Genomic DNA, 25,571 nt, shown 5'->3' on the forward strand with positions numbered 1-25,571 from the left:
GTATATCTGTTCATTATTGATAAAAAACACCTTCAATATATGAGTCACTTACCCCTAGAGGAAAACAATTAAGCGATGAAAAAGATATATATATTCTCATTTTTATTAGGCTCGCATCAAATATTTGCAGCCGATACTCCCCAAAAAGAGTACTTTTTCGGTGGTATCAAAACTGGCGAAGACCTCCTCATGGTCTCGTTATTGGGCATTTTAATCATTGTTTGTATCATTATTTGTTTCCTTGCCTACGGATTACAGCAAAAAGTGAATGCTTTTTTGAAGCCTACTCTGCAAATTGATGAGGCTTATGAGCAAGCCATGCAAAATCGTACTTTCTGGCAAAAATTAGCCAGTTTGAAGCCTTTGTCAATGGAAAAAGACTTGGAAATGGAGCATAAGTATGATGACATTGCCGAGTTGGACAACCCTACTCCTCCATGGTTTATGTACCTTTTCTATGCTACTATCATATTCGGAGTTGTCTATTTAATAGGTTTCCATATCATTGGTAATGGTAAAATTATGGTCACTGAATATACAGAGGAGGTAACGATTGCGGAGAAAGCTCGTGAGGAATACATGAAGAAATTTGCCAATGCTGTTAATGAAGACAATGTAAAAGCTTTAGGAGACCCTAAGTCTTTGGCAAATGGGGCTAAAATTTATACCCAAAACTGTGTGGCTTGTCACGGAGAAAAGGCTGAAGGGAAAGTTGGGCCAAACCTTACTGACGAATTTTGGCTACATGGTGGCTCCGCAAAAAATATATTTCATACCATTACCGAAGGTGTACCCGAAAAAGGGATGATTTCATGGAAAAAGTCACTAAACCCTATTCAAGTACAGGAGGTACTTAGTTATATCGTTTCATTGAAAGGTACTAATCCACCGAATCCGAAAGAACCTCAGGGAGAAAAATATGACCCATCTGAAGCTTCGGTAGATTCAACAGCTAACAAAACCACAAGTGTTCATTAAAGTAAAATTGATACAATCCCCTAAGCGTAAAACACACTTAGGGGATTTGCTTTCTAACATTAAACAGATAAAATCGTGATACGATTATTATCTACAACAAATATGAAACAGGCAAAAATTGATACAAGCAATTACCGCGACCACCTCTCGAATGTTACAGAAACTGGTAAGCGTATCTGGATTTATCCTCGTATTGTCATCGGAAATTTTTATAAACTTCGAACCTACTTTTCATGGTTATTATTAGGTCTACTTTTCGGTCTTCCTCTTATTGAAGTTGATGGTCACCCTGTGTTTATGTTTAATGTTATTGAAAGAAAATTTATCTTTTGGGGAGTAACTTTTTTTCCACAAGATTTCCATTTAGTAGCCATTGGTTTACTTACTTTTATTGTATTCGTCATTCTCTTTACAGTTATTTTTGGTAGAATTTGGTGCGGGTGGGCTTGTCCTCAAACTATTTTTATGGAAATGCTCTTTAGAAAAGTGGAGGTATTAATAGAGGGCGACCATAATGCCCAAAGAAGATTGGATGCAGAAGCTTGGACGACCGAAAAAATATGGAAAAAGACCCTTAAACACAGTATTTTTGTATTGCTTTCTTTCTTGATTGCCAATACTTTTTTAGCCTACATTATTGGTAAAAGAGCGTTATTCACAATCATCCTTGATAATCCACTCGACCACCTCGCAGGGCTTTTCGCTATCATTATTTTTACGGCTGTTTTTTATTTTGTATTTGCTCGTTTTCGCGAATTGGTCTGTATTGTAGTTTGCCCGTATGGACGCTTGCAGGGTGTTATGCTTGATAAAAAATCGATTGTTGTTGCCTATGATTTCATCAGGGGTGAACCTCGTGGAAAAAAACAAACTGTTGAAGAAAAAAAGGTAGCTCCTGTAGCACATGGCTCTTGTATAGATTGTAAAATATGCGTACAAGTTTGCCCAACAGGTATCGACATTCGCAATGGTACACAATTAGAATGCATAGGTTGTACTGCTTGTATTGACGCCTGCGATGAGGTAATGGATAAAATCAGCGAACCGCGCGGATTGATTCGCTATGCTTCTCAGGAGGGTATCGAGCAAAAAACAAAACTAACATTCAATGCCAGAATTGCTTCTTACTCTTTTATATTGGTGGCTTTGTTAAGCATTCTGGGTTATTTATTAATGACCAGAAACATTATTGAAACCACTATTCTAAGGGCACAAGGGCTTACTTATCAGGAAAATAAAAACGGGACGGTTTCAAATCTTTATAACGTACAGGTATTGAATAAAAGTTATAAAACTATGCCCGTACAATTTAGGATAAATCAGCAAAATGCACAGATTAAAATGATTGGAAAAGCTTTGGTAGTTCAGCCAGGGGAATTAGCAGAATCATCGTTTTTCATAGAAATTCCGACTAAATCTCTCACTGATGGAAGTGTAAAAGTGGACATCGAGATAATTTCAGAGGGCAAAGTAATTGATCATGTAAAAACAAAATTCCTCGGTCCGATTCTTTAGGGGACTTGAGGATTTTTAGACTTTAGGACTTGAGGATGTTAGACTTGAAGACTTTAGGATTATGGACTTTAGGACGCTAGACTTGAAGACTTTAGACGCTAGACTTTTGGATTTAGGGATAGTTAAGATAGATAAAATTTAGGTATAAGAGTTTGTAGCTACTATGTTCCAAACATAAAATGTCTAATACTTAAAATTTAGCATCTAAAATCCGGCGTCTAATGTCTTCAAGTCTAGCGTCCTAAAGTCCTAAAGTCCACAATCCTCAAGTCTAGCATCTAGCATCCCAAAATCCAAAAAATAACTCTTTTCATACAAAAGACTAACAAAACTCATATCTTTTTATTGTTTAATACCATAGCTTTGAATCATAAAAATAACCAATATGAACTGGGGAAAATCAATCATTTTATGTTTTATACTTTTTGCTAGCTTTATTGGCACCATGGCCTATAGAATGTCAACTGCCAAGGTAGATTTAGTAAATAAAGATTACTATAAAAACGAAATAAACTATCAAGAACAAATTAATAAAAGGAAGAATTCATCCAATTTCAATGCTGTCAATATCATGACTTATTCATCTGATAATCAAACATTAAGGATTGCATTTCCAACAAATGTAAATAATGGAGCTATCACTTTCTTCAGGCCTTCTGACAAACGTTTAGACTTTACAGTACCTGTTAAAAAAGAACCTGTTTTCAATTATTCCACCGAAAAGTTAGAAAAAGGCAAATGGAAAGTACAGGCTACTTGGACAGACGGAATCAGAGAATATTACCTAGAAGATGAATTTGTTGTTCGTTGAGTAAAAGTAAAGATTATGCTTTAACCATTTTTTTATAGATACGGATTTACAATCCGTTCAAGCTTGAATTGATATAATGAATGTTCTTTTTTCCATAGCTTTTATGACGGGTCTGGCTGGCAGTTTTCATTGTGTTGGTATGTGTGGTCCTATTGCTTTAGCCTTACCCGTCGGAAAGCTTTCTTATATTCAAGCTACCCTTTCAAGAATATTTTATAACCTTGGGCGAACGGTTACTTACGGAATACTAGGCTATATTTTTGGATATTTCGGAGGACAAATTTTTGTAGCAGGCTTTCAGCAACAGTTATCTATTTCAATTGGTTTGTTGATGCTCATTTTTATGATTCCCAACAAATTAATTACGTTCTATCCTTTTCAAAAAATACCTTCTTTGATAAAAAGAAGTTTCGGTTCGTTAATAAATACCCATTCACTAATTAATTTCGCATTTTTAGGAATGCTAAATGGACTTTTGCCGTGTGGAACTGTATACCTAGCATTGGCTGGTGCTACAGTTACCACATCGCCCATTGAAGGAGCTATATTTATGGCTTTTTTTGGTTTGGGAACTTCCCCACTAATGTTTTCAGTTAGTATTCTACCTAAGTTTTTAAGTTTAACTGCTCGACAAAAGATTAATAAATATTTACCAGTATATTCTTTTGTATTAGCGTCTTTTTTTATTGTTCGAGGATTGAACCTAGGAATTCCTTATATTAGTCCAAAATTTGAAAAAGTACCCCTTAGCCAAAAAATTACAGATTGTCACGGAAAAATAAATAATTAACAAAAAATATTCATACTTATCTGCTTTCGTGCTCGTTAATATTATATACGGCTTCGCTAAATCAAGCCTGATTTAAACAAATACAGTCATGAAAAAAATACTTGTTCCAACCGACTTTTCAAACCTTTCCCTACTTGCATTAGATGCAGCGGTTGAGATTGCACAACAATCAAAAGCGGAAATTTTACTTTTCCATGCCCAGCCTTTACATTATATGGTAAGTGCTGATCCATTTCCAGTAACAATGTTGCCAAATTTAGATTTGGATTTATATAAATATGAGGTAGAAGATGCAACTAAGAAATTACACGAAATTGCAGACGCACCTATTTACGATGGCGTAACTATTACTCCTATTTTAGCAGATAGTTACTTACCCATTGAAGATGCCATTACTCAACAATCGGATGTAGATTTAATTGTGATGGGTTCGACGGGCGCTGATGGCTGGAAAGATTTATTAAGTCATTCAAACGCTGAATCTGTTATCAGAAATTCGCATTGCCCAGTGTTAATCGTAAAGCAAACTGAGAAGAAATTCAAGATGAAACGCATTATGGTAGCGGTAGACTTTGAGACTAAAATTACAGCCAGTTTTATTCATAAACTACAAGCTACTAAAGCTAAATTAACGTTTGTGTTCATTAACACGCCAGATGGTTTTGAAGATAGTCATACTACTACCGAAAAGATGTTTAAACTCGGGGAAGAGTTAGGCATTAAAGAAATCGATTTCTTGATTTACAACTACTATAACATTGCCAAAGGAATTGTAGCTTGTGCCAAAGATATGAAAACTGACATGGTTGTATTAACAACTAACGGCAGAAAAGGCTTGAGCTTATTATTTGCTGGTAGTATTACTGAAGATGTAGTCAATCATTCTGATATTCCTGTATTAGCACTGGTTTAAATCAAATCCTATTGACGGCTTGCAAAGCGACTTTTTCAGGGGAAAGAGTCGCGTTTGTTTTTAAATATTTTATAGCCACTTATCAACACCGCCATGATGGGAGCAAGTCATCGTTCTTCTTTCATTATTGTCTATCCTTTATTTTTATACCCGAAAGCTTTATCAAGAAAAGCTTACATAGCCTTCATTTAAACAGATTTCTTTATGAAAGTCAATAATCCATTACCTTTGTATATGGATTATTTTAAAAAACTACTCAACTTACTAAAAACTGAGCGCGACGAAAGCCTAAATCAGTATATCCAACTTACCGAAAAATCATCCGTAAGCGAACGCAGAGCAAACGGACTTACGTGGTATCCGATTGCTATAAGAGGTTCTGAAATTGGCCGTGGAGACTATTTAACGGTTGAAATTGAACGTACTACTCATCATGACCTTTCTCATCAATTCAGGTTTGGCATGCCTGCGGTGCTTTTTAGTAATCATGATCCTCAAGCAGATAGAATAGAAGGTACAATTACCCATCAAAATGGCAATCGTTTAAAAATCACCCTCAAAACAGATGAACTACCTGACTGGAGCCGAGATGGCAAACTAGGCATTGATGTCTTGTTTGATGACAATAGTTTTGATGAAATGCAGGCTGCTCTTAAGCAAGCCGCTGCCCTCAGCGAACAAGCTAATACAAATTTGGTAAAAGTACTCATCGGAGAAAAAAAACCTACTTTTCAAACAGACATTAAAACAGTTTCTGTTCCTAATTTGAATACTTGGCAAAATGAGGCTGTCAATAAAATATTAGCTGCGAACGAACTAGCCATTATTCACGGCCCTCCGGGTACGGGTAAAACCACTACGCTGATTCAAGCGATTAAAGCCCTTATCCAACGAGATAATCAAAAAATTCTAGTAGTAGCACCAAGCAATACCGCTGTAGATTTACTCAGCGAAAAATTGCATGAAGAAGGGCTAAATGTATTGCGTGTTGGAAATCCAGCTAAAGTAAATGAAAAGCAATTGGCCCTTACGCTTGATAGCAAAATGGCTGACCATACGATGCTTCGTGATGCTAAAAAACTTAAAAAACAGGCTCAGGAATACAAAAATATGGCACATAAGTACAAGCGTAGTTTCGGCAAATCTGAAAGAGACCAACGCAAACTACTTTTTGATGAAGCCCATAAAATCATGAAAGAAGTCGGTAATACCGAACAGTACATCATTGATGACATCGTAGGCAAAGCACAAATCATTACCGCTACTTTGGTGGGGGCTACTCACTACACAGTTAGAAATCTAAAATTCGATACCGTAATTATTGATGAAGCTGGTCAAGCCCTTGAACCTGCCTGTTGGATTCCTATTCTAAAAGCACAGAAAGTAGTATTGGCGGGTGACCACTGTCAGTTACCGCCTACTATCAAATCAAGTGAGGCGGCAAAAGATGGACTAAACAATACCTTATTAGAAAAATGTATTGCTTTACATCCCGAAGCAGTTACTTTATTGGCCGAGCAATATCGTATGAATGAGCAGATTATGGGCTATTCTTCTAAAGTATTTTATCACAACAGACTAAGGGCTCATGCTTCGGTGGCTAAACGTACCCTCAAGAGTGATAATACTCCTTTACTATTCATTGATACTGCGGGCTGTGGATTTGAAGAAAAAATAGAAGGTACAAGTTCCACTAATCCTGAAGAAGCAATGTTATTGATAAAACATCTTAGCCTTTTTAGTGACGAATTGGCATTGGAATACAAACCAGAAGATTTCCCGACTGTTGCAGTTATTTCCCCTTACAAACAGCAAATCAAGTTATTAAATGAGCAATTGCTCCATACGCCTGCGTTGCAAATATTTACGGATAAAATATCCGTAAACACCATTGATAGTTTCCAAGGACAAGAGCGTGACATTGTCTATATCAGCATGACGAGGAGCAACACAGAAGGAGTCATTGGCTTTTTATCAGACATTCGCAGGATGAATGTAGCGATGACCCGTGCTAGAAAAAAATTAGTAATTATTGGCGATAGTGCCACGTTGGCTCAGTTTCCTTTTTATTCAGATTTTATAGAATATACCGAAAGCCTAAATGCCTACCAAAGTGCATGGGAATTCATTAATTGATTTACTGTCTTCAATCAATAATTCTACTAACAAATATCATAGTTTAGGGGTAAACAAGGGTGTAATTTTGACATAACAAAAACGGAGAATGACTAATTATTTATCTGTTTTTCAATACTTTAAGCAATAGCAAAATTATCACTCCATTAAACCTAAATCCATGAAGACTTTTTTTTATAGCGTCAAAGAGTTCGAAAAACCATACCTTTTAAATGCGAATCACAATACACATGAAGTTAGTTTAAGTACTCAGAGTTTAGCAGTTGAAACCGCCATTTTATCTGCTGGCTATGAGGCAATTTCAGTGTTCACTAATGATGATGCATCGGCGGAAGTCTTAGCGCTTCTTCGAGAGAATGGTGTTAAATATATTGCTACAAGGTCAGTAGGAACAGACCACATCGACCTTGTAGCAGCTAAACAAATGGATATTAAAGTTGGCAATGTTCCTGCCTACTCGCCTTATTCAATAGCAGAACATACTATTGGTATGATGCTGGCATTGAATAGAAAATTGGTATTAGCAAATGCCAATGCTCATCAATATCAATTTGATTTAGCTCCATTAATTGGCTTCGATATGCACGGCAAAACGGTAGGTATTATTGGCTTAGGAGAAATCGGTTCGATTGTCGCAAAGATTCTACATGGTTTTGGTTGTAAAGTATTAGTTTATGATGTTGTTCAAGATTCCAAAAAGGCTGAAACATTACATTTTACGTATGTTACATTAGACACACTTTATGTGGAGGCTGATATTATCACTTTGCATGTGCCTTTTACAGCACAGACTAAATACTTGATTAACCAAGAAAGTATTAATAAAATGAAAAACGGAGTAATGTTGATTAATACAAGTAGAGGTGGAATTGTTAATACTAAAGATATTCTTAAGGCTTTAATATCTGGCAAAATTGGATATTTAGGCTTAGATGTATACGAAAATGAAAGAGGTATATTTTTTAAAAACCATCAACCTCAAGAGAAAAAAGATCAGCTTTTATTGACATTAATGCAATTAGAGAATGTGTTGATTACAGGACATCAGGCATTTTTAACGAATGAAGCTTTAACCAATATTGCTGACAAAACCATCGAAAATTTAAGCGATTGGGAAAGGGAATATTATAAAGAGTGTAATTCAAAAATAGGTAAAGTTGTACATTTAGAAGAATTATTACATTAGTTTTAGGGTGGATATATGAAAAAGGCTTCCGAATTCGGAAGCCTTTTTGTTAATAGCTTACTTTTTACTTACTTACATAAAAATGATGGTAAGCTAAAAGTCGAGTTCAATTCCGCAGAATTATCTATCCACAAATCGTTCTGATAATACCAGATACCACCAAGGTTAAACATAAAATTATACTTTTCTCCTCTGACTAATAAAGTTGATTGAGCTACCAATTTATTATCAGCCGTTGCCTTCAATGTACCTATACTTGTATATCCTTTTCCATCTTTTAAGTCTGCCGCCGCTTGAACATCCCCAATCTTGAATGGATAACCATTATCACACTTAGGAGTAATCGTTATTTTAACATAGTTGATAGGACTTACTAACGTAACATCAACATTTGTCACAGCATTTACATTGGTACAACTTACATTCAAAGATTTAGTAAATAATACTTTGCCTGTAATACTTGTAGTAGTAATAGTTAAGTTAGAAGATGTTGGGGTATTACCTCCTATTTGACCTTGTACAAAAAGTTTACAATTCAAGGTTATCCCTAAGCCATGCGATTCATTAAATAAAATTCTTCCACTGTTATCTACTACAGTCGTTTTAACGGTCTCTCCTGTATACAAAGGATCACTTAATACATTCAGTTTAAGGTTTGAACATTCAGATAATAAATCTCCGCAATAAAATTCAGTCAAATGGTTTACCGAAGCCACAAATTCTAAAACACTTCCATTTTTCTTCACAGTAGCAGTACCTTCATATTTAAGTGTTTTGGCATCAGCATCATAACTAGCAAAGTTTAATACATCTCCTTCTTTAATATCTTGTCCTGCTGAGTTTTTAGTACCTACTCCAAACTGGAATTTGATTTCAATCGGTGATGAAAAAGTTTTTACCTTCTGACTATTTTCATTAGAAATCACAGCACTTACTGCCGAAATAGGATTAATACTAAAGTTTGGAATTACATTATCGTTTTTATCCACAACTTTCATCCCACTTTGTTGCTTATTAACAATTACACTAGCCTTTTGTGGATCTATCTGTACGAGCACAACATTCAGTTTACCTCCTACCGGAACGCCCGCTCCATCTTTCAAAGTTACTCCAGCGCCAACGGTTAATGTAGCGGAATGACTACTACCTGCTAATGCTGGTGTAGTTATCTGAATAGCTTTCGTAGTTTTCCCTGTATTATCAGCATCCTCTTCTTTTTGAATTACCGTAGTACCTGTAGGTGGCGTAGCAATTTTAGTAAGCTTAACAATTACCTTTTGGTCAGTATTACTTGTAATTTCTACAGGAGTTATCTCTTTTAAATATCCATCTACGGCTGTTACAATCGTAAATTTAACTGGCGCCGTAGTGCTGGCGGTAGTTCCAGGTTTTAATGCCAGAATCATGATACCATTCTTAGGTTTAAACACTTTTTTGTTAAAGCTATCTACAATTTTTGCAGAGTCACTTCCTGCAATATGCACATCTATGGTGCTTGGTAATTCCCCTAAGTTATCATTCGCCTGCGAATATTGAACGATAATACTAGTGCTTACTACAGCGTCAGGAAATTTGAATTTTACACCTTCTAAAGGTGGAGTACAGGAATAGCTTATAGCGATGCAAGCAAAAAGAAGTAGTGCGTAAGTAATATATTTTTTCATTGTGTGATGTCATTTGAGTTAAGTACAGTACTATTATAGTTTAATTCTAACAGTAAAAGATAATTTAGGAATAAATGCGTAGTTCTTCACGTTGTTCTCAATACTTAAAATATTAGCATCCGTAACCAATGTTTCAACCACACCAGAACGGTCTAGCGTTAACTTAGGCGAACCAGAATAATAAGCACCCATCTCAAAACCAAAACCTACTCTACTTTTAGGAATTGCACGTCCAAAACCTATTCCTAAATAAGGACGGATTTTATTGCCTGTAACTTTCAAATTTGCTTTCCCAAAATCCTGTGCATCTATTTCAAAATCTGATGCAAATTTAAACTTACCTGTTTTGACAGTTGGTTCTGCCATCACCTCCGAATCTCCAGTACCATAAGCTAAACCTCCTACCAACTTAAATGATTTTCTCTTGAACGGATGAAAATCAATAAGTGCATCTATTTGAAGCGATTTAACTTTCGGAGAAATATCAAGGTCAGAAGCACCATCTCCTAGCGAAACCGTTATAGGTGGGGTTACAAACATACTTACATCTAAGTAGCTAAAGCCAACTCTAAGGTTTACAGAATTGTCTCGTTTAAGTGCTTGAGCAACTTCAGCGCCAAACCCCATTGTTCCGAACTGAATACCTATAGAGTTTTTTCCATAAATATGTTCCGTTAAAATCGGTGGCGTCTGAGACGGGGATGATTGAGCAATTACATGGGTGGTTATGCCAAATGTCAGCAAAAAGTAGAAGAGCTTTTTCATTAGTTTAAAAATATATGATTTAGTTTTAATATTTAATTTAATTAGAATAATAAGGATTTGAAAAACATATGTTCCTGTGATGTACCATACTTACAAAAAATCAAAAATATAATTTTATTTTTATTATTTTGTTTTTTTTCAATAAATATAAATACATATTCGACAAGATGAAAATATTAGTTTATTTTCATCTGCTTGATTTTTAATAGAATGATGATTTAGTGGAAGAATTCAAAAACATAACTTTATCCTTATTTTTTTGAATTTTATAAAAAACCCGGGATTTATTTCATCCAACTGGGGCGTCCTGCATGAATAGTTTCTAAATATACTTCATTAATATCAATAAATAGTATACATTTTAAAAAACATCATTGATAAAGCTTTATGGATTGCCTATTAAAAACAAATAGGAGCTTACCAATAAGAAGTAAGCTCCTAGCAAAATTTAATTAAAATCAGCATTTAGTTATAGCACTTTGCTGAGAAATTGATACAGATGATGCTTAGTGAAATTGAAGTCTTTTTCAAGCATTTCGAATGCCGATCTTTGGCGTTCATGAATTAGCTCCATTTGTTCGTCAAATAGAAAACGCTTATTTTGTGCATAATCTACAAAAGACTTTTCTTGAGTTTTGATACCAATTAGTAAATTTTCACTTACTTCATTAATATGTCGGAATCGTTCATGGAGCTTCCCTACTTCTTTTACTAATTCCTCCTCAGTATTTTTACTTTTAACCTCTTCAAGAAGCGTTTGGAAGTACTTCACTTCATCAGCAAAAAAAGCCAATGATTCTATCCATTTATTGTTTTCATGGTGACATACTTCAAATTTCATAACTATTTGGGATTAAAGGATTTTTGATAAACACTTATAAAAATCATTTTTGGTATGAATAAACTCTTTCTCAAAAACTTGATAACGTTCGCGAAGTGTATAATGTTGGTCATAAATCTCTTCTCCTAATAAAAATTCTCTACCCAGTGCATCGTCTTCAAAACCCCATTGCTCCTGATTGATTAAGTGTACTAATTCATCAGATTCTTTATGTAAGTTTTGCCATCTTGTTTCAAAAACAAAAACTTGATTTAATACTTCTAATAAAGTATTTTTTGATTTGACTTCGTCAATCAGGGTATAAAAGTATGCTAATTCTTCCCGATAAAAGGCTAAATTCTGTAACCATTTGATATTTTCTTTATGATAAACCCCATATTTAAATACTTGGGTATCATAAATGTTAGTTTTTATATTATTCATATTTCATCAATTTGATTATTAAATATTTATATCATAAATTTCTTTAACTTTTAGGGTTTTAACTATCATTAGAATCATATTGGTAACTGACATATATCAAGTTTCTTGGGTATATAGCTGTCTAATTTGTACCTTTATCATTAATAATATATATAATTATGGACTTCCCTATCAACAACCTACTTTTAAAATCAATTCTAGAAGATACACCAACCTTTATGGGTATCTACGATATCACTACCCATCGGTATGCATTCATTAATAAAGTAGGTTTAAATATGTTTGAAGCTACAGACATAGAAGAATTTACACAGAAGTATCCAGAAGGGTTTAGAAAAGACAAACTGAACCTAGAAAATTATAACGAAATATATCACCAATTAAAAACTAAGCAAACAAGGATTGAAGAAACGCTCTTTGAAACATCAAGCAAGCTTCAGTTTTGGGGAACTCTTCAAATTTCAATATTTGAAAGTGAAGGCCATGAGTATTACTTGGTCAGAATCAATGATACTACCTATCAAAAAAATGCTGAACAACAATTAGAGGACGATAACAACCGTTTTGAAGCATTATTCATGCATGCTGCTATTGGGCTAATAATGGTTGACCGTGAAGGCAAGATTATTTTATCAAACCGTTTTGCCAATGTAATATTTGGCTATGAAACGGGTGAATTAGAAGGACAATTACTAGAAGTATTGATTCCTCATAATATTAGAGAGAAGCATCGGGAAACATACGAAAACTATACACACAAGCCACAGTCAAGACCTATGGGTATTGGGCTTGACTTAAAAGCTCGTAAGAAAGATGGTACACTTTTCCCCGTAGAGATTAGTTTAAGTCATTTTAAATCTGGTGGCAAACCTTATTATATTTCTTTTATTAATGATGCTACGTTCAAGAAGAAAGCCGAGACCGATTTATTAATAAAAACTACTGAAATACAAAAACTGAATAATAGTCTTGAAAAAGAAGTAGTAAATCGCACGAACGCTTTGGTTGAAACGTTGAAGAACTTAGAACAATCTAAAAAAGAGCTTGAAGTTGCCCTTAACAAAGAAAAAGAATTGGGCGAGCTAAAATCAAGGTTTGTTTCGATGGCGTCGCATGAATTTAGAACACCTCTTACAGCCATCCTTTCGGCGGCTTCATTAATTGAGAAATATGTTAAAACGGAAGAACAAGACAAAAGAGAACGCCATACACAGCGAATCATGAATGCTGTTGGCAATTTGACGGATATACTAGAAGAATTCCTTTCTGTTGGCAAACTAGAAGAAGGAAAAGTAAATGCGAAATTGGCTAATTTTGAATTGCCAGCACTAGTTGATGAAAGCCTTCGCGATCTGAAAAATATGCTCAAGAAAAACCAGCAGATAGATTATCAGCATATTGGTGATACTACTGTGTGTTTGGATAAATCGCTGTTCAGGAAAATCATTATTAATTTAGGCTCTAATGCCGTGAAGTTTTCAAATGAAAATTCAACGATAAGTATATCTACTGAAAAACTTGAAAAAATGCTTATCCTTAAAGTATCCGATCAAGGCATTGGTATTTCCGAGGAAGATCAAAAACATTTATTCGACCGCTTTTTCAGAGGTGCCAACGTAACAAATATCCAAGGCACTGGTTTGGGTTTACACATTGTAGCACGATATACGGAATTGCTTGGTGGACAAGTATTTGTAGAAAGTAAACTTAATCGCGGAACAACTTTTAGTATTAAGTTTGATTTATAATTTTAACCCACCCATTATTAAAAAATTCTTAATTATTAAAATATATGAAAACAATCCTACTTATCGAAGATAGTGATGACATCAGAGAAACCACTGCTGAGATATTAGAACTTGCTAGTTATAATGTTCATACAGCTGAAAATGGGAAAACTGGGGTTGAGCTTGCCCAGAAAGTGAAGCCAGATTTAGTAATTTGCGATATTATGATGCCTATTTTAGATGGATATGGCGTATTGCACATTTTTAGTCAAAATCCAGACCTGCAAAATATTCCCTTTATTTTTTTAACTGCCAAAGCTGAACGCTCGGATCATCGAAAAGGCATGGAAATGGGTGCTGACGATTATCTAACAAAACCTTTTCAGGAAATCGAGCTTTTGAATGCTGTAGAAAGTAGGTTAAAGAAAATAGACAACCTTACGAAGTCTTTTAAAAATACAGCATCAGAAATAGAAGAACTTTATCAGCAAGCACGTGAATATGTTGATATTAATTCTCTTTCTAAAGACAGAAAAATATCGAATATTAAAAAGAAGCAAATCATCTATACAGAAGGCGATGAGCCTATTAAATTTTACTTTTTAAAGTCGGGCAAAATAAAGACATACCAGTCTAATCGTGATGGGAAAGAGTTTGTAACTGGCTTATACAATTCGGGTGATTTTTTCGGTCATATCGCCATCATAGAAAGTAGTGAATACCAAGAATCAGCAGAAGCCCTTGAAGATTGTGAAATTATCGGTATTCCTAAAAATGATTTCTTAGAATTAATCACCAGAAACCAGTCTGTTGCTAACAAATTCATTAAAATGTTGGCTAATGATATCCACGAGAAAGAAAAGCACTTAACTCAAATGGCATATAATTCTTTGCGAAAGCGTACTGCTGATGCATTAGTCATGCTGTCTAAAAAATATAAAACTGAACAGCAAGATAAATTTTCAATCCGAATTTCCAGAGACGACCTAGCGTCGGTAGTGGGTACTGCTACAGAATCGCTTATCAGAACACTGAGCGACTTTAAATCTGATAAACTTATTGAAGTAAATGGTAGTGAAATCACCATTCTTGAAGAATACAAGTTGGCTAACCTTAGGGGGTAAGCCATCAGTCTTTTTCAAAAAAATAAGACATTCCCTCCTCATCAATATCGTCATAAGTGAACATTTCTTTATGGCGATTTTTCATGTAATACCTAATCAAGATAAAATCACCCAAGCAGCCATACGTGTGCAATATTAAAGTTGTAATAATCAACACCTTGTAGCTAGGAATAAAGACCAAGGCTATTATCAATCCCAAAGAAATTACTAGGAAAGGCATTACAGCCACGATGGCGTTTTCTTTTAGACTCATCACAAATTTTTGGGCATAAGCATACACCATCAGACTTTTGGGTGTCCAGCCAAATCCTACTTTTTCAGCACCCAATATTTTAAATACTAATCCATGAATGCCTTCGTGAATTGGTAACAAAATAAATATTAACACTGGGAATGCTGCTGCTATTTGCCAAACATCAACTTTGGCTTGCCCGATCTGCTTACCAATAACATATCCGAAAGCACCGCCTGCTATAAATAATAATACCACAAAAAAGATTTTTTGAGCAAGAGGTTTTTTTGTTTGATTCGAGCTATTAGGGTTGACTCCTAACTCTCTCATCAAAAACTTCATCATCTCTTCAATCCTAAAGGATTCAATCAGTGAAAAATTATTAGGATTATGCAGTTGAGCAATACTTGGCTTTTTCATGTCAAAAAAAATATGTTCATCAATTACGGTAACTTTTGTAATTAATGAACATATCAATGTCTATAAACTTAATAATTCTTTAAATCGAATGGCTTGTCGTCTCGAAATTTCGATTTTATCTCCGCTTTCTCGTAAGGTTACTTGTAATCCTCCTGAGAACCAAGGCTCAATTTTCTGAATGTATTTTAAATTGATAATGTGTTTACGGTTGGCTCTGAAGAAGGTCTTTGGGTCTAATCTATCTTCCAAGGCATTCAATGATTTTAACACCAATGGCTTTTGGTCATCAAAATACAACCTTACATAATTCCCCATCGACTCGAACAAGCGCACATTCCCTAAACGAACAAACCAACATTTTTCACCATCTTTTACAAATACTTGGTCGTTTTCTGTTAATACGATTGTATTATCTTTTACAGTTTCTGTAAGTTGCTTTTGGCGGTCAAACTCCTCCTCTACTTTCTGAATTGCCTCGCTAAGTCTGTGTAATTCTATTGGTTTTAGTAGATAATCTAGGGCATTAAATTCAAAGGCTTTAATAGCATATTCGTCGTAGGCCGTCGTAAAAATCACTTCTGGTACATTTCCTTCAAGGTCGCTTAGCAAATCAAAGCCCGTTTTGCCTGGCATTTGAATATCCAGAAATAATAAATCTGGGTGTACCTCGTCAATAAGCACTACTGCTTCATCAGCATTAGCAGCTTCGCCAACGATATTAATTTTAGGAAAATTCTCTAGCAAGCGTTTTAATTCGTTTCTTGCCAAACGTTCGTCATCAACAATAATAGCCTTCATATTTAATTTTATGGTTTCTGATTAGCGGTATTATCCTTTATAACTAATCATACATTAGATTGTCACTTTGGGTTTTACAATATTGGTTATTTTTGAAAACGGTGTGTCTTTTTCTGGTTCTACTGAGGGTATCGGTATCGTAATTTCGGCTGTTACTACCTCTTTGGAAGCCTGATAAATTCTAAATTTAGATTCAGGACCAAACAATAACTCTAACCTGTGGGCAGTGTTTTCTAGTCCAAAGCCTCCTGATTCTGTCGTTTCTAAAATACCCGTATTACTAATAATAATCAGTAGATTCTTTCCCACCAATTTTGCTTCCAAGCTTACGAATCCTCCTTTCACAGGCTTTGATACGCCATGCTTGATAGCATTTTCTACCAGCGTTTGTAATAACATTGGTGGAACTTGCACATGCATGGTATCTGGATAAACATTCTTTCTGATTTGCAGCCGTTCTTCGTATCTTATTTTCTCTAAAGCTAAGTAATCGTCAACAGTTCTTAGCTCTTCCGACAGCGAAACAGTTTTTCTTCTATCTGCCAATAAAGAACTTCTCAGGATATTGGATAATTGCGTGACCGCTTTCTGGGCTTTGTCAGGTTCTTCCAGAATCAACGCACGAATACTATTCAAAGCATTGAACATAAAATGCGGATTCATCTGCGCTCTTAATACTTTCGATTCTGTTTCTTTTACCGATGATTCTAACCGTATTTTATCTACTTCCACTTCCGACTTCCGTTCAAAGTAGTGTGAAGCGTAATAAAACAACGTCCAAATCATTAATGGCTTTGCCCAGCTAAAAATGAATTGCATGACAAAAAAGAACGACCATAGGTTTCGGCCTTCTTCTTCTCGCAATAGATAAGAATCTAAAGGAATGTTTACAAATGCCATAAAAAACGACATAAACCCTACCGCTATCAATATGCGTGGGATTACTCTATCTATTGGCAATTCTACCCATCCGTATTTTTTTATTACTTTCCTGAAATTATGTGTAATTATAATGGCTACAACAACATTTAATAATGCTGCCACGAACCAATCTAAAGACCAACCGAAATCATTCGAATAAATCAAGGCCTCGTTGGCCAACCAAGCTGACCAGCCGAATACTTGCAGAATCCAATATAACTTAGCTCTAGACATATTAATCTATTCAAATACACTTCAAATAAAAGCGTATAAATTTATTTACCACCGTTTCTTCTATCCTTTTTTATAACAAATTAAGGCAATGTAATAAAAAGCAATGGAATTATTCAGTAAACGGAAGGTGGGGATGATAAACGGATAAAAGAAGAAATGAAGATTTCAGGGAAATATGTGTTGAAGTATTTTAACGCCATATTTCCCTGAATGATTTTATTCAACGATTAGGTCGTCTAGATGTGAAAGGTCATTTTCTAATTCTACAGAAAACTTACCTTGTTCATAATCATAAGTAAGTTTGTATAAACAAAGGTTAGCATGTTCAAACGTATCCATTTCATGTAGTTCGCGTTCAAGCAACAATGTCAGGATTATCCTAATAGCCCTGCCGTGCATGGCTACCAAAATTGTTTCTTCTTCTGAGCGCGATATAATCAAATCTATCACGGGCTTCTGGCGAGTTAGTACATCTAGTGGACTTTCACCTCCTTCAGAAGGCATATCTACCTTTCCATTAATCCAACCGTCTATTAATATTTTATAATATTCGTTATCAATATCATTAGGCACTTTTCCTTCACGTACTCCCCAGCTTATTTCGTTGAGTCCTTCGTGTTGTTCCCATGGTAGCCCTTTTTCAAGGAATTTTTTTACCGATTGATGGGTTCTCTTTAAAGCAGAAGTATACACTTTATCGAAAAGAATGTCTTGATACTTTTGATAGAAAGCTTCAGCCTGCGCTTGTCCTAATTCATTCAAATCAGAATCTACACCACTGCCTTGAACTATTCCCTGACGGTTGAAGTCTGTTTCTCCATGACGGATTAAATAAATGGTTTTAACTTTTGGAGTTTTTGATTGGTCGTTAGACATTGATTTGAAGGATTATATTTATGGCAATCTTAATAAAGTATTTCACGCCTTTTTTCAAATTTTATAAAGTTAATCAATAAAATAATAATTTACTTTGACTAATTTCCCGCAAAAATACAGTTTTTGAACATAATTCATACCATCTAACATGATAAAAACATCCTATACACTCGAACAACTTAATGAAAGAAGTACAGGTAATATGGTTGGCAACTTAGGAATCGTATTTACTGAAATTACCGATACTTATATTTGTGCTAAAATGCCTGTTGATGAAAGAACCAAACAGCCTATGGGATTATTGCATGGGGGGGCTTCAGTAGTATTAGCAGAATCATTAGGAAGTATTGCTTCATGGATGGTTTTGGAGGATCATAATAAGTTTGCTGCAGTAGGAGTTGAAATCAATGCGAACCACTTAAAGTCTGCACGTGAGGGCTATGTTTATGCAAAATGTTCCCCTTTGAAAATCGGAAGAACTATGCACGTTTGGGATATAAAAATAACCGATGAAAAAGGAGATTTAGTATGTGCTAGTAGACTGACAACCGCCATTATTGAAAAACGTTGATAGTGGAAGCATATCAATAAAATACAAATTACTAATAATCAACATCTTATAAAATATCGCGAAAATTTTAAGTTTTCTGAAACCTCATTACTATACAAGATGTTATTTTTACATCAATAATACATCACTAAAAACTTCTGGATATGACCCCGACTTCGGAATTTCATATTTTACAACAAACAAACAAATTAGCAAAACTCTGGCAAACGGCTTTTTCAGAAGGTTTTCCTATGGCATTATGGCAATTGCCACAATCTACCGAGAAACAACTTATCATTGATCTTTCTGGGAGTACTCAGCGAAAAAAAACAGACTTAGATGAATTACCGGCGGGCTTTGTCATGAGTCCTTTTCAGGGTGAATCTTTATTCCTTAAAGGTGACCTATATTATCGTTTTGATACCAATAATCACGAGATAGAAGATGACATCAAAGGCAAAACCCTAGAAGCAGCAATCTTTGAAAAAAAATACCTACATTATTCAGACGAAGAAACAATAGAACCTTCGGCGGCGAAACAAGAGGAGGATATAAGCCCTAAGCATTCATTAGACAGTAGCTTAGAAAAATGGAACGGTGGCTTATATAATGAAATGATTTTTGCAGAAATGGTTTCCAAAGCTATTATAGCCATTGAAAATGGTGAAATGCAAAAAGTAGTTTTATCAAGAACTAAAAACGTTACTTTGCCCGAAAGTTTTGAAATTATTGATGCTTTCCAGAAATTGTGCAAAGCCTATCCAAATGCCTTCATTTCTTTAGTCTATTTACCAGAATTTGAGGCTATTTGGCTAGGTGCTACGCCTGAAACCTTAGTAAGCGTAGATGGTCAAGGCATTTTTAAAACGATGTCTTTAGCAGGTACTCAATCTGCCATTGGTGATAACGGTGAGATGCTTTCACCCATCAGCATTCGTTGGTCTCATAAAGAAATTGAAGAACAAGCCTTTGTAAGCAGGTATGTGATTGAATGTTTCAAGAAAATTCGATTGAGAGAATATTGTGAGAGCGGCCCTAAAACTGTACAGGCTGGGAATTTGATGCACTTACGAACCGACTTTAAAGTTGATACGAAAGCGCTAAATTTTCCACAATTAGGCACTGTCATGCTTGAATTACTTCATCCTACTTCGGCTGTTTGCGGAATGCCCAAAGAACCAGCCTTGCGTTTGATTGCTGAAACAGAACTCCACCATCGCGAATTTTATAGTGGTTTTCTAGGTCCTGTAAATATCAAAGACGAAAGTCATCTGTTTGTCAACCTTAGAACAGTAAAAATTCAAGGAAATCACGCTACTTTTTTTGCAGGCTGTGGCATCACGTCAGATTCTAACCCTGTGAAAGAATGGTACGAAACAGAAATGAAAAGCCAGACTTTAATGAATGTAATCTTATAGATGACCTAGTGTTTCATCGTAAAAGATTCTGATTTCTTTTCGATATCTCCTATAATCATCAACTTAACAATATCAATTCTAGCATCTGTCATTTCAATGATTTGAAAGTTGAATGGGTGTAGGATGATTGTTTCATTAATCTCTGGAATGTCCTCGTTAATGCTAATAATCATTCCGCCTAGGGTATCATAATCCCCTTCTGGAAGATTCCAGTCATATTTATCGTTCAAATAGTCTATCTCTAATCTTGCCGAAAGCAAATAGGTTTTCTCTTCAATTCGCTTTTCGGTAAGGTTTTCATTATCATCGTATTCGTCTTCAATCTCACCGAAAATCTGTTCCATTACGTCCTCCATACTTACTAAACCAGCAGTACTTCCAAATTCATCCACTACCAAAGCTAACGATTTATGTTCTTTAGAAAATCGGAATAATAAATCTTTGGCAGGCATAGCCTCTGGCACAATAGGAATAGGCGTAAGAATACTCTGAATTTCTTTGGGTTTTTTAAACAAAGCCAAAGAATGGCAATAACCCAATACATCCTCCATCGTTTCTTTGTAAATAAGTACTCTTGAATGCCCACTTTCTACAAATACTTTTTTCAATTCCTCAATACCCCCTTCGATATCCACTCCTACAATATCCGTTCTTGGAATCATACAGTCGCGGACACGTACTTGTTTGAATTCAAGGGCATTATTGAAAATCTTTGTATCAACCTCCGCTTCTTCTTCTGTTGATATTTTTCGATTAAGGTTTTGTAAATAATTATTCAAATCAGTCAAACCAAAAGCTGGTCTTTCTTCTGAATACTCCAATCGTAACACATTGTTAATGAACCATTTAGACAACCCTACTATTGCCCAAACTAATGGGTACATCAACGTATAAATAATCAGAATTGGGATAGCTAGTACTTCTAAAAATCCATCAGGATTTAATAAAAAAATACTTTTGGGCGTAAACTCAGACGTAGCTAAAATGATGATAGTACCAATAAAAGACGCTATTAATCCAGCCGCTATTCCCGAAATGGGCAAATAGGCTTCTATTTCATGATGTAAATATCCTTCCATAAAAATACCATAGGCCACCAAGGAAAGCGTATTTCCGATAAGCATAGTACCGATAAATTTTGAAGGATTTTTAAGATAATTTGAGATAATCTGACCGGTGATTACTCCTTGTTTTGCTTGGAGTTCAAAGTACAGTTTATTGGCAGATACGAAGGCCATTTCTACCCCTGAAAAAAATGCCGAGGCTATAATGGCGATAATTATACTTAGTGCTTGTTGGGAGTCCATATTTTGGGTTAGGAGCTTAGAGATATACCTAACAGAATTGTTATTTCTTTTTCAAATATAGAAAGAATTCTTTAAAAATCACTTATTTTTTCCCTTTCATTAATGCCTTTCTTTGGGCTTGTTTATCATCTTTAGGCTTTTCGGCAGGTTTATTTTTTGCTTCTTCCTCTTCTTTCTTCAAGCGAACTTGCTTGGTATATTGGAAATAAAACAAACAAACCATCGCAAACATTAAGAATGAATAATGATAAAATATTTTATTCCAGAAGGTAGGCTCTAGCCCTGCGGGTAAACCAGCACGTAAATCTAATATCCACATGATGATAAAGCCAATGGCTGCGAAAAGGAGAAGTATTTCTTTCTTACTCATGATAATCTTAAATGTTAATATATTAAAGGCTAACGCTTTTCAATGTTAAATCTCCAAGCGTTAACCTTTGTCACTTAAAAACCTTTATCTCTCATTAATTTAAACTCTCGGTATCTTCTGATAATGGCCATTACAAAGCCTATAATCAATACAAAAGTACCTAACCAAAGTAGGTTGATTAATGGCTTTTTGATAGCTTTTAAGATAATAAAATCTCGTTGAGTAGTATTGATAGCAAAACCAAACTGACCTGTTTTAGGGTCGATATTTGTAAATTTAGCTCTTACCCCGATTTCATCATTTTCTATCGAAGGCATTGCCACCAACCCTTCTTTTATCACGAATATAGGATTTACTTCATAAGGTCTAAAGTCTTTGCCCATTACTTTAATCGTAGCTTGTACGGCTGCGTCGTTAGGACCTAAAGGTTTGCCTTCATACGTATCTACACGCTTTACTTGGTCTAACACAGCCACGTAGTCGTTCAAGAAGAAAGTATCTTTTAGTGCTACGGTAAAGTTTTCTGTTTTACTCCACTCCTTTTCTTCCAAATTTGGGGCTAATGCTACATAAGTGTAAAGGTCACCGCCAATCGTATGTTTCAAGGCTGGCGATGGTGCATTACCCATTTTTTTATTAATCTGAAATCTTGGATATAGTGTTGTTATTTTCCCTTCTTTGTCTCTAAAATCAATCTCATAGAATTTATTTTCAGGGAAAACTGGTAAAGTATCGCCCGCTGAATAGTATTTCTTTCCTTGTTGAACGATGTCTTCTAAAGCTACGGCATGGAAATCATTCTCGATTAACTCTACTTGTTTCGGATGAAGGTATTCAGGCAGTTCTCGTCCTTCTACCCTTACACCTTTATAAGTAAGTGTATAATCACTCATTTCAGACGGTGTATTTAACCACAGAATGACGTTTTCTTTATTCTCTTTGTCATTATCTTTTGTAAAGGCTTCATCTTTTTCAGAAATAGCAAAACCACTATTATTGATAGACACCACTTTTGAATAACCCGAAGAAAACAAGATTCCTAACAGCATCATAGCTACGCCAATATGCGTAACTGCTCCGCCTGATAATTTATAATTTCCTTTGAAAATATCTAACAGAATACTTCCATTGGTGATGATAGAGAAAATGCCCCCAAACAATAAGGTAATATAAGTTGGCGTACTGAAAAAATCTCCGACTTGTGTTTTAGCTGTAAAAAATATCGCTACAAATGTTAACACTAAGCTCAACAAAAGTGGTGTAAGTAAATGTTTACTAAGCGTCTCTTTCTTGATTTTTCTCCACCAAAATGCTTGGCCAATCCCAGAGAAAACAGCAATGCCTACGCCAAACCATAATTGAAATTTAGAATAATAGGTTGGTGCATCTGCGGGTGGTGCTAGTTTTGAAACAAACCCTAAGCCTTCAACAATTTTATTATACACTGGCAATGATGTAGCGGCAATAATCTGGAAAGCCGACAAGCAAAGCGTAGTAGCACCCATAAAAATCCAAAATTCACGGCTGTATGTTGTTACCTCTTTATCATCTGATGGAATTTCTTTCCAACGGATGATTAGCAATACCACTGCCACGAACAAGAAGAATAACATATAAATCAATAACTGACCAGAAAGCCCTAAATCAGTAAATGAGTGAACAGATGCTTCTCCTAAAATACCACTTCTATTCAAGAAGGTTGAATACAAAACCAAGATAAATGTTGCTACGACCAAGATAAAAGAGGTACGAAGGGCAGCTTCATTATTTTTGTAGATAATCATACAGTGAATGGCTGCTATTAATACTAACCAAGGCACAAACGAAGCGTTTTCAACAGGATCCCAGTTCCAATATCCTCCAAAATTCAAGGTTTCATAAGCCCAATAGCCCCCCATAATAATACCCACGCCTAATACCAAGGCCGATACTAAAGCCCAAGGTAAAGCTGGACGAATCCATTCACTAAACTCTTTTCTCCAAAGCCCCGCAATAGCATAAGCAAAAGGAATTAAGGTAGTAGCAAAACCTAAAAACAGGGTTGGTGGGTGAATAACCATCCAATAGTTTTGAAGTAATGGGTTCAAACCGTTACCATCTTCGGGTATAAAATCTGGCTTCATCGCCCATACTGGTAGGTCGGGCATGGCTTCACGCATTAATAAAAATGGAGACGAACCTATTTTTAAATCAATCAACGGCAATACTACGCCTAAAATCATAGAACATAAAAACACCTGTACTGCCCCAAATATGGCCATTACGGGCGCTTCCCAATGTTTATTGGTATTGATTAATACGACACCCAATACGGCATGCCAAAATATCCAAAGCAAAAAGCTACCTTCTTGACCCTCCCAAAAACAAGAAACAATATAATAAACGGGTAGCGCTTTTGATGAGTGTGACCACGCATAGTGGTATTCAAAATAATGCTTGTAAATAATGGTGTACAAGACTGCTATAACTCCTACAACTGCCGCCCCGTGGATATAAAAAGCAAAACGCGAAAAGCGTTTCCAAGAAGCTTGCTGTAATAAATCAGTCGTTTGTACTGATTTGAAGTAGCCAATTGTTGAAATTAATGATGTCACAAAGGACAAAATAATAAACAAATGACCAATATTTCCGATGGTTGTATGTAACATAAAGGGAATTGGGATTTTGGAGTAGGGTTGAATAGACCTAAATACCCACTCCAAAATCGTTGATAAAGTTGCTATCGCAATGTTCGGATAACCTAAAGCTGATGGCTGAAAGCTATTTTAATATCAAGAGAATTATGACTGTTTTTCGGGTTTTGCTTCTTTAAATTCTACTTTGCCATCTTGGTATTTTGAAGGACATTTTAGCAGAATTTTCTCACATTTAAACACATTGCCATCCATATTCCCGATAATTACCATTTGCTCTGCTCTGCCCATATCTTGTGGTTTAGGGGCATTATAGATTACTTTTTGTTCACGACCATTGTTATCAATAAGCATAAACTCTAAATGGTTGGCATCTAATACAGGATTATAAACCAAATCTTGAATATTACCAGAAGCGTCTTTTTTTAATTTCCCAACTACGTGTACTTGGTCATTGTCTCCTGCTTTAGCCATATTTTCAGCTACAGAGAAATCAACATAAGTACTTGCTTCTGTACCTGTTGAAACAAGAATGGCAACTGCAATAGCAATTACGATAAGTCCGATGATATGAGTCTTTTTCATATTTGTTTATAGTTAGTGATTGAGTGAATTGTGAGTTAGTGATTGGGCTGACAATCACATTGGCAAGCCAACATCTAACTTATCTATTACTCATTCCTAAAAACCTTGAAGCTTATAGCTCAAAGCTCACTGCTATTTTTTAAGTTGTTTTTCTAGCTTAGTAATCTTGCTATCAAGATTTATTAAGTAAACAATAATTCCAGCAAAAATGGTTGCAACGACTGCTACTACTACATAAATTCTACCGTCAGCAAATAATTTATCGGCCATTTCAGGTTCTCCTGCGGCATTATCCTGAGCAAAAAGGCTTACAGAAATCAGTAAGCAAATAATTAACGAAAGTGATTTTTTCAT

General features: G+C 35.3%; 24 protein-coding genes. 11 read left to right on the forward strand and 13 right to left on the reverse strand.

From position 1 onward, the window contains the following. Positions 1-75: 75 nt before the first annotated feature. The 7 genes from AC07XN_RS03780 (at position 76) to AC07XN_RS03810 (ending at position 8,329) form a co-directional block, all read left to right on the forward strand. Positions 76-978 (forward strand): cbb3-type cytochrome c oxidase N-terminal domain-containing protein, encoded by a 903-nt coding sequence (locus tag AC07XN_RS03780; RefSeq protein WP_309913638.1) that lies wholly within the window; start codon positions 76-78, stop codon positions 976-978. Positions 979-1,080: 102 nt separating this feature from the next. After that, positions 1,081-2,493: a cytochrome c oxidase accessory protein CcoG gene (gene ccoG, locus AC07XN_RS03785; protein WP_494742082.1), complete on the forward strand. Its 1,413-nt coding sequence runs from the start codon at positions 1,081-1,083 to the stop codon at positions 2,491-2,493. A gap of 385 nt (positions 2,494-2,878) precedes the next feature. Continuing rightward, a complete protein-coding gene (locus AC07XN_RS03790; protein ID WP_309913632.1) occupies positions 2,879-3,304 on the forward strand; it encodes a FixH family protein in 426 nt (141 codons plus the stop codon). Between the two features lie 76 nt (positions 3,305-3,380). Next, positions 3,381-4,094 carry a sulfite exporter TauE/SafE family protein gene (locus tag AC07XN_RS03795; RefSeq protein WP_309913628.1) on the forward strand — a complete coding sequence of 238 codons (714 nt, stop codon included), beginning with the start codon at positions 3,381-3,383 and terminating at the stop codon, positions 4,092-4,094. 88 nt (positions 4,095-4,182) lie between these two features. Beyond that, positions 4,183-5,007: a universal stress protein gene (locus AC07XN_RS03800; RefSeq protein ID WP_309913626.1), complete on the forward strand. Its 825-nt coding sequence runs from the start codon at positions 4,183-4,185 to the stop codon at positions 5,005-5,007. A gap of 234 nt (positions 5,008-5,241) precedes the next feature. Beyond that, positions 5,242-7,143 carry an AAA domain-containing protein gene (locus AC07XN_RS03805; RefSeq protein ID WP_494742094.1) on the forward strand — a complete coding sequence of 634 codons (1,902 nt, stop codon included), beginning with the start codon at positions 5,242-5,244 and terminating at the stop codon, positions 7,141-7,143. A gap of 160 nt (positions 7,144-7,303) precedes the next feature. Beyond that, positions 7,304-8,329, forward strand: coding sequence for a 2-hydroxyacid dehydrogenase (locus AC07XN_RS03810; RefSeq protein WP_494742083.1), 1,026 nt, complete (start codon positions 7,304-7,306; stop codon positions 8,327-8,329). Between the two features lie 68 nt (positions 8,330-8,397). On the opposite strand, the gene AC07XN_RS03815 is transcribed toward AC07XN_RS03810, so the two are convergent. The 4 genes from AC07XN_RS03815 to AC07XN_RS03830 all read right to left on the reverse strand — a co-directional run bounded on the left by AC07XN_RS03815 (position 8,398) and on the right by AC07XN_RS03830 (position 12,022). Next, positions 8,398-9,993 carry a hypothetical protein gene (locus tag AC07XN_RS03815; protein WP_494742084.1) on the reverse strand — a complete coding sequence of 532 codons (1,596 nt, stop codon included), beginning with the start codon at positions 9,991-9,993 and terminating at the stop codon, positions 8,398-8,400. A gap of 33 nt (positions 9,994-10,026) precedes the next feature. Further along, a complete protein-coding gene (locus tag AC07XN_RS03820; RefSeq protein WP_309913616.1) occupies positions 10,027-10,758 on the reverse strand; it encodes a hypothetical protein in 732 nt (243 codons plus the stop codon). A gap of 469 nt (positions 10,759-11,227) precedes the next feature. Beyond that, entirely contained in the window at positions 11,228-11,599 is a 372-nt protein-coding gene (locus tag AC07XN_RS03825) for a hypothetical protein (protein ID WP_494742085.1), read from the reverse strand. 12 nt (positions 11,600-11,611) lie between these two features. After that, the gene (locus AC07XN_RS03830; protein WP_309913610.1) at positions 11,612-12,022 is read right to left on the reverse strand and encodes a hypothetical protein; all 411 of its coding nucleotides are present in this window, start codon (positions 12,020-12,022) and stop codon (positions 11,612-11,614) included. Positions 12,023-12,180: 158 nt separating this feature from the next. Between AC07XN_RS03830 and AC07XN_RS03835 the strand changes: the two genes are divergently transcribed. Together AC07XN_RS03835 and AC07XN_RS03840 are read left to right on the forward strand one after the other, a co-directional pair. Continuing rightward, complete coding sequence (locus AC07XN_RS03835; protein ID WP_494742086.1) at positions 12,181-13,770, forward strand: sensor histidine kinase; 1,590 nt, start codon at positions 12,181-12,183, stop codon at positions 13,768-13,770. Positions 13,771-13,814: 44 nt separating this feature from the next. Further along, positions 13,815-14,873, forward strand: coding sequence for a response regulator (locus AC07XN_RS03840; RefSeq protein WP_494742087.1), 1,059 nt, complete (start codon positions 13,815-13,817; stop codon positions 14,871-14,873). Between the two features lie 4 nt (positions 14,874-14,877). On the opposite strand, the gene AC07XN_RS03845 is transcribed toward AC07XN_RS03840, so the two are convergent. From AC07XN_RS03845 to AC07XN_RS03860, 4 genes are all read right to left on the reverse strand, one after another. Continuing rightward, a complete protein-coding gene (locus AC07XN_RS03845; RefSeq protein ID WP_309913601.1) occupies positions 14,878-15,525 on the reverse strand; it encodes a DUF3267 domain-containing protein in 648 nt (215 codons plus the stop codon). Between the two features lie 60 nt (positions 15,526-15,585). After that, positions 15,586-16,323: a LytR/AlgR family response regulator transcription factor gene (locus AC07XN_RS03850; RefSeq protein ID WP_309913598.1), complete on the reverse strand. Its 738-nt coding sequence runs from the start codon at positions 16,321-16,323 to the stop codon at positions 15,586-15,588. Positions 16,324-16,377: 54 nt separating this feature from the next. Next, positions 16,378-17,478, reverse strand: coding sequence for a sensor histidine kinase (locus tag AC07XN_RS03855; protein ID WP_309913595.1), 1,101 nt, complete (start codon positions 17,476-17,478; stop codon positions 16,378-16,380). Positions 17,479-17,694: 216 nt separating this feature from the next. Then, on the reverse strand, positions 17,695-18,354 hold the full coding sequence (locus AC07XN_RS03860) for a histidine phosphatase family protein (RefSeq protein WP_309913592.1): 660 nt from the start codon (positions 18,352-18,354) through the stop codon (positions 17,695-17,697). Positions 18,355-18,502: 148 nt separating this feature from the next. Between AC07XN_RS03860 and AC07XN_RS03865 the strand changes: the two genes are divergently transcribed. Next, on the forward strand, positions 18,503-18,925 hold the full coding sequence (locus tag AC07XN_RS03865; protein ID WP_494742088.1) for a hotdog fold thioesterase: 423 nt from the start codon (positions 18,503-18,505) through the stop codon (positions 18,923-18,925). A 143-nt stretch (positions 18,926-19,068) separates the two neighbouring features. Next, a complete protein-coding gene (locus AC07XN_RS03870) occupies positions 19,069-20,322 on the forward strand; it encodes a chorismate-binding protein (protein ID WP_494742089.1) in 1,254 nt (417 codons plus the stop codon). 5 nt (positions 20,323-20,327) lie between these two features. On the opposite strand, the gene AC07XN_RS03875 is transcribed toward AC07XN_RS03870, so the two are convergent. The 5 genes from AC07XN_RS03875 to AC07XN_RS03895 form a co-directional block, all read right to left on the reverse strand. Continuing rightward, on the reverse strand, positions 20,328-21,629 hold the full coding sequence (locus tag AC07XN_RS03875; protein ID WP_309913583.1) for a hemolysin family protein: 1,302 nt from the start codon (positions 21,627-21,629) through the stop codon (positions 20,328-20,330). Between the two features lie 82 nt (positions 21,630-21,711). Continuing rightward, complete coding sequence (locus AC07XN_RS03880) at positions 21,712-21,999, reverse strand: hypothetical protein (protein WP_309913580.1); 288 nt, start codon at positions 21,997-21,999, stop codon at positions 21,712-21,714. A gap of 74 nt (positions 22,000-22,073) precedes the next feature. Beyond that, complete coding sequence (gene ccsA, locus AC07XN_RS03885; RefSeq protein ID WP_494742090.1) at positions 22,074-24,647, reverse strand: cytochrome c biogenesis protein CcsA; 2,574 nt, start codon at positions 24,645-24,647, stop codon at positions 22,074-22,076. A 132-nt stretch (positions 24,648-24,779) separates the two neighbouring features. Beyond that, positions 24,780-25,217, reverse strand: a complete 438-nt coding sequence (locus tag AC07XN_RS03890; RefSeq protein WP_309913574.1) for a cytochrome c maturation protein CcmE domain-containing protein — start codon at positions 25,215-25,217, stop codon at positions 24,780-24,782. A gap of 132 nt (positions 25,218-25,349) precedes the next feature. After that, entirely contained in the window at positions 25,350-25,571 is a 222-nt protein-coding gene (locus AC07XN_RS03895) for a CcmD family protein (protein WP_309913571.1), read from the reverse strand.

The sequence above is a fragment of the Arcicella sp. GW458-12-2-14-TSB2 genome (genome assembly GCF_059423785.1).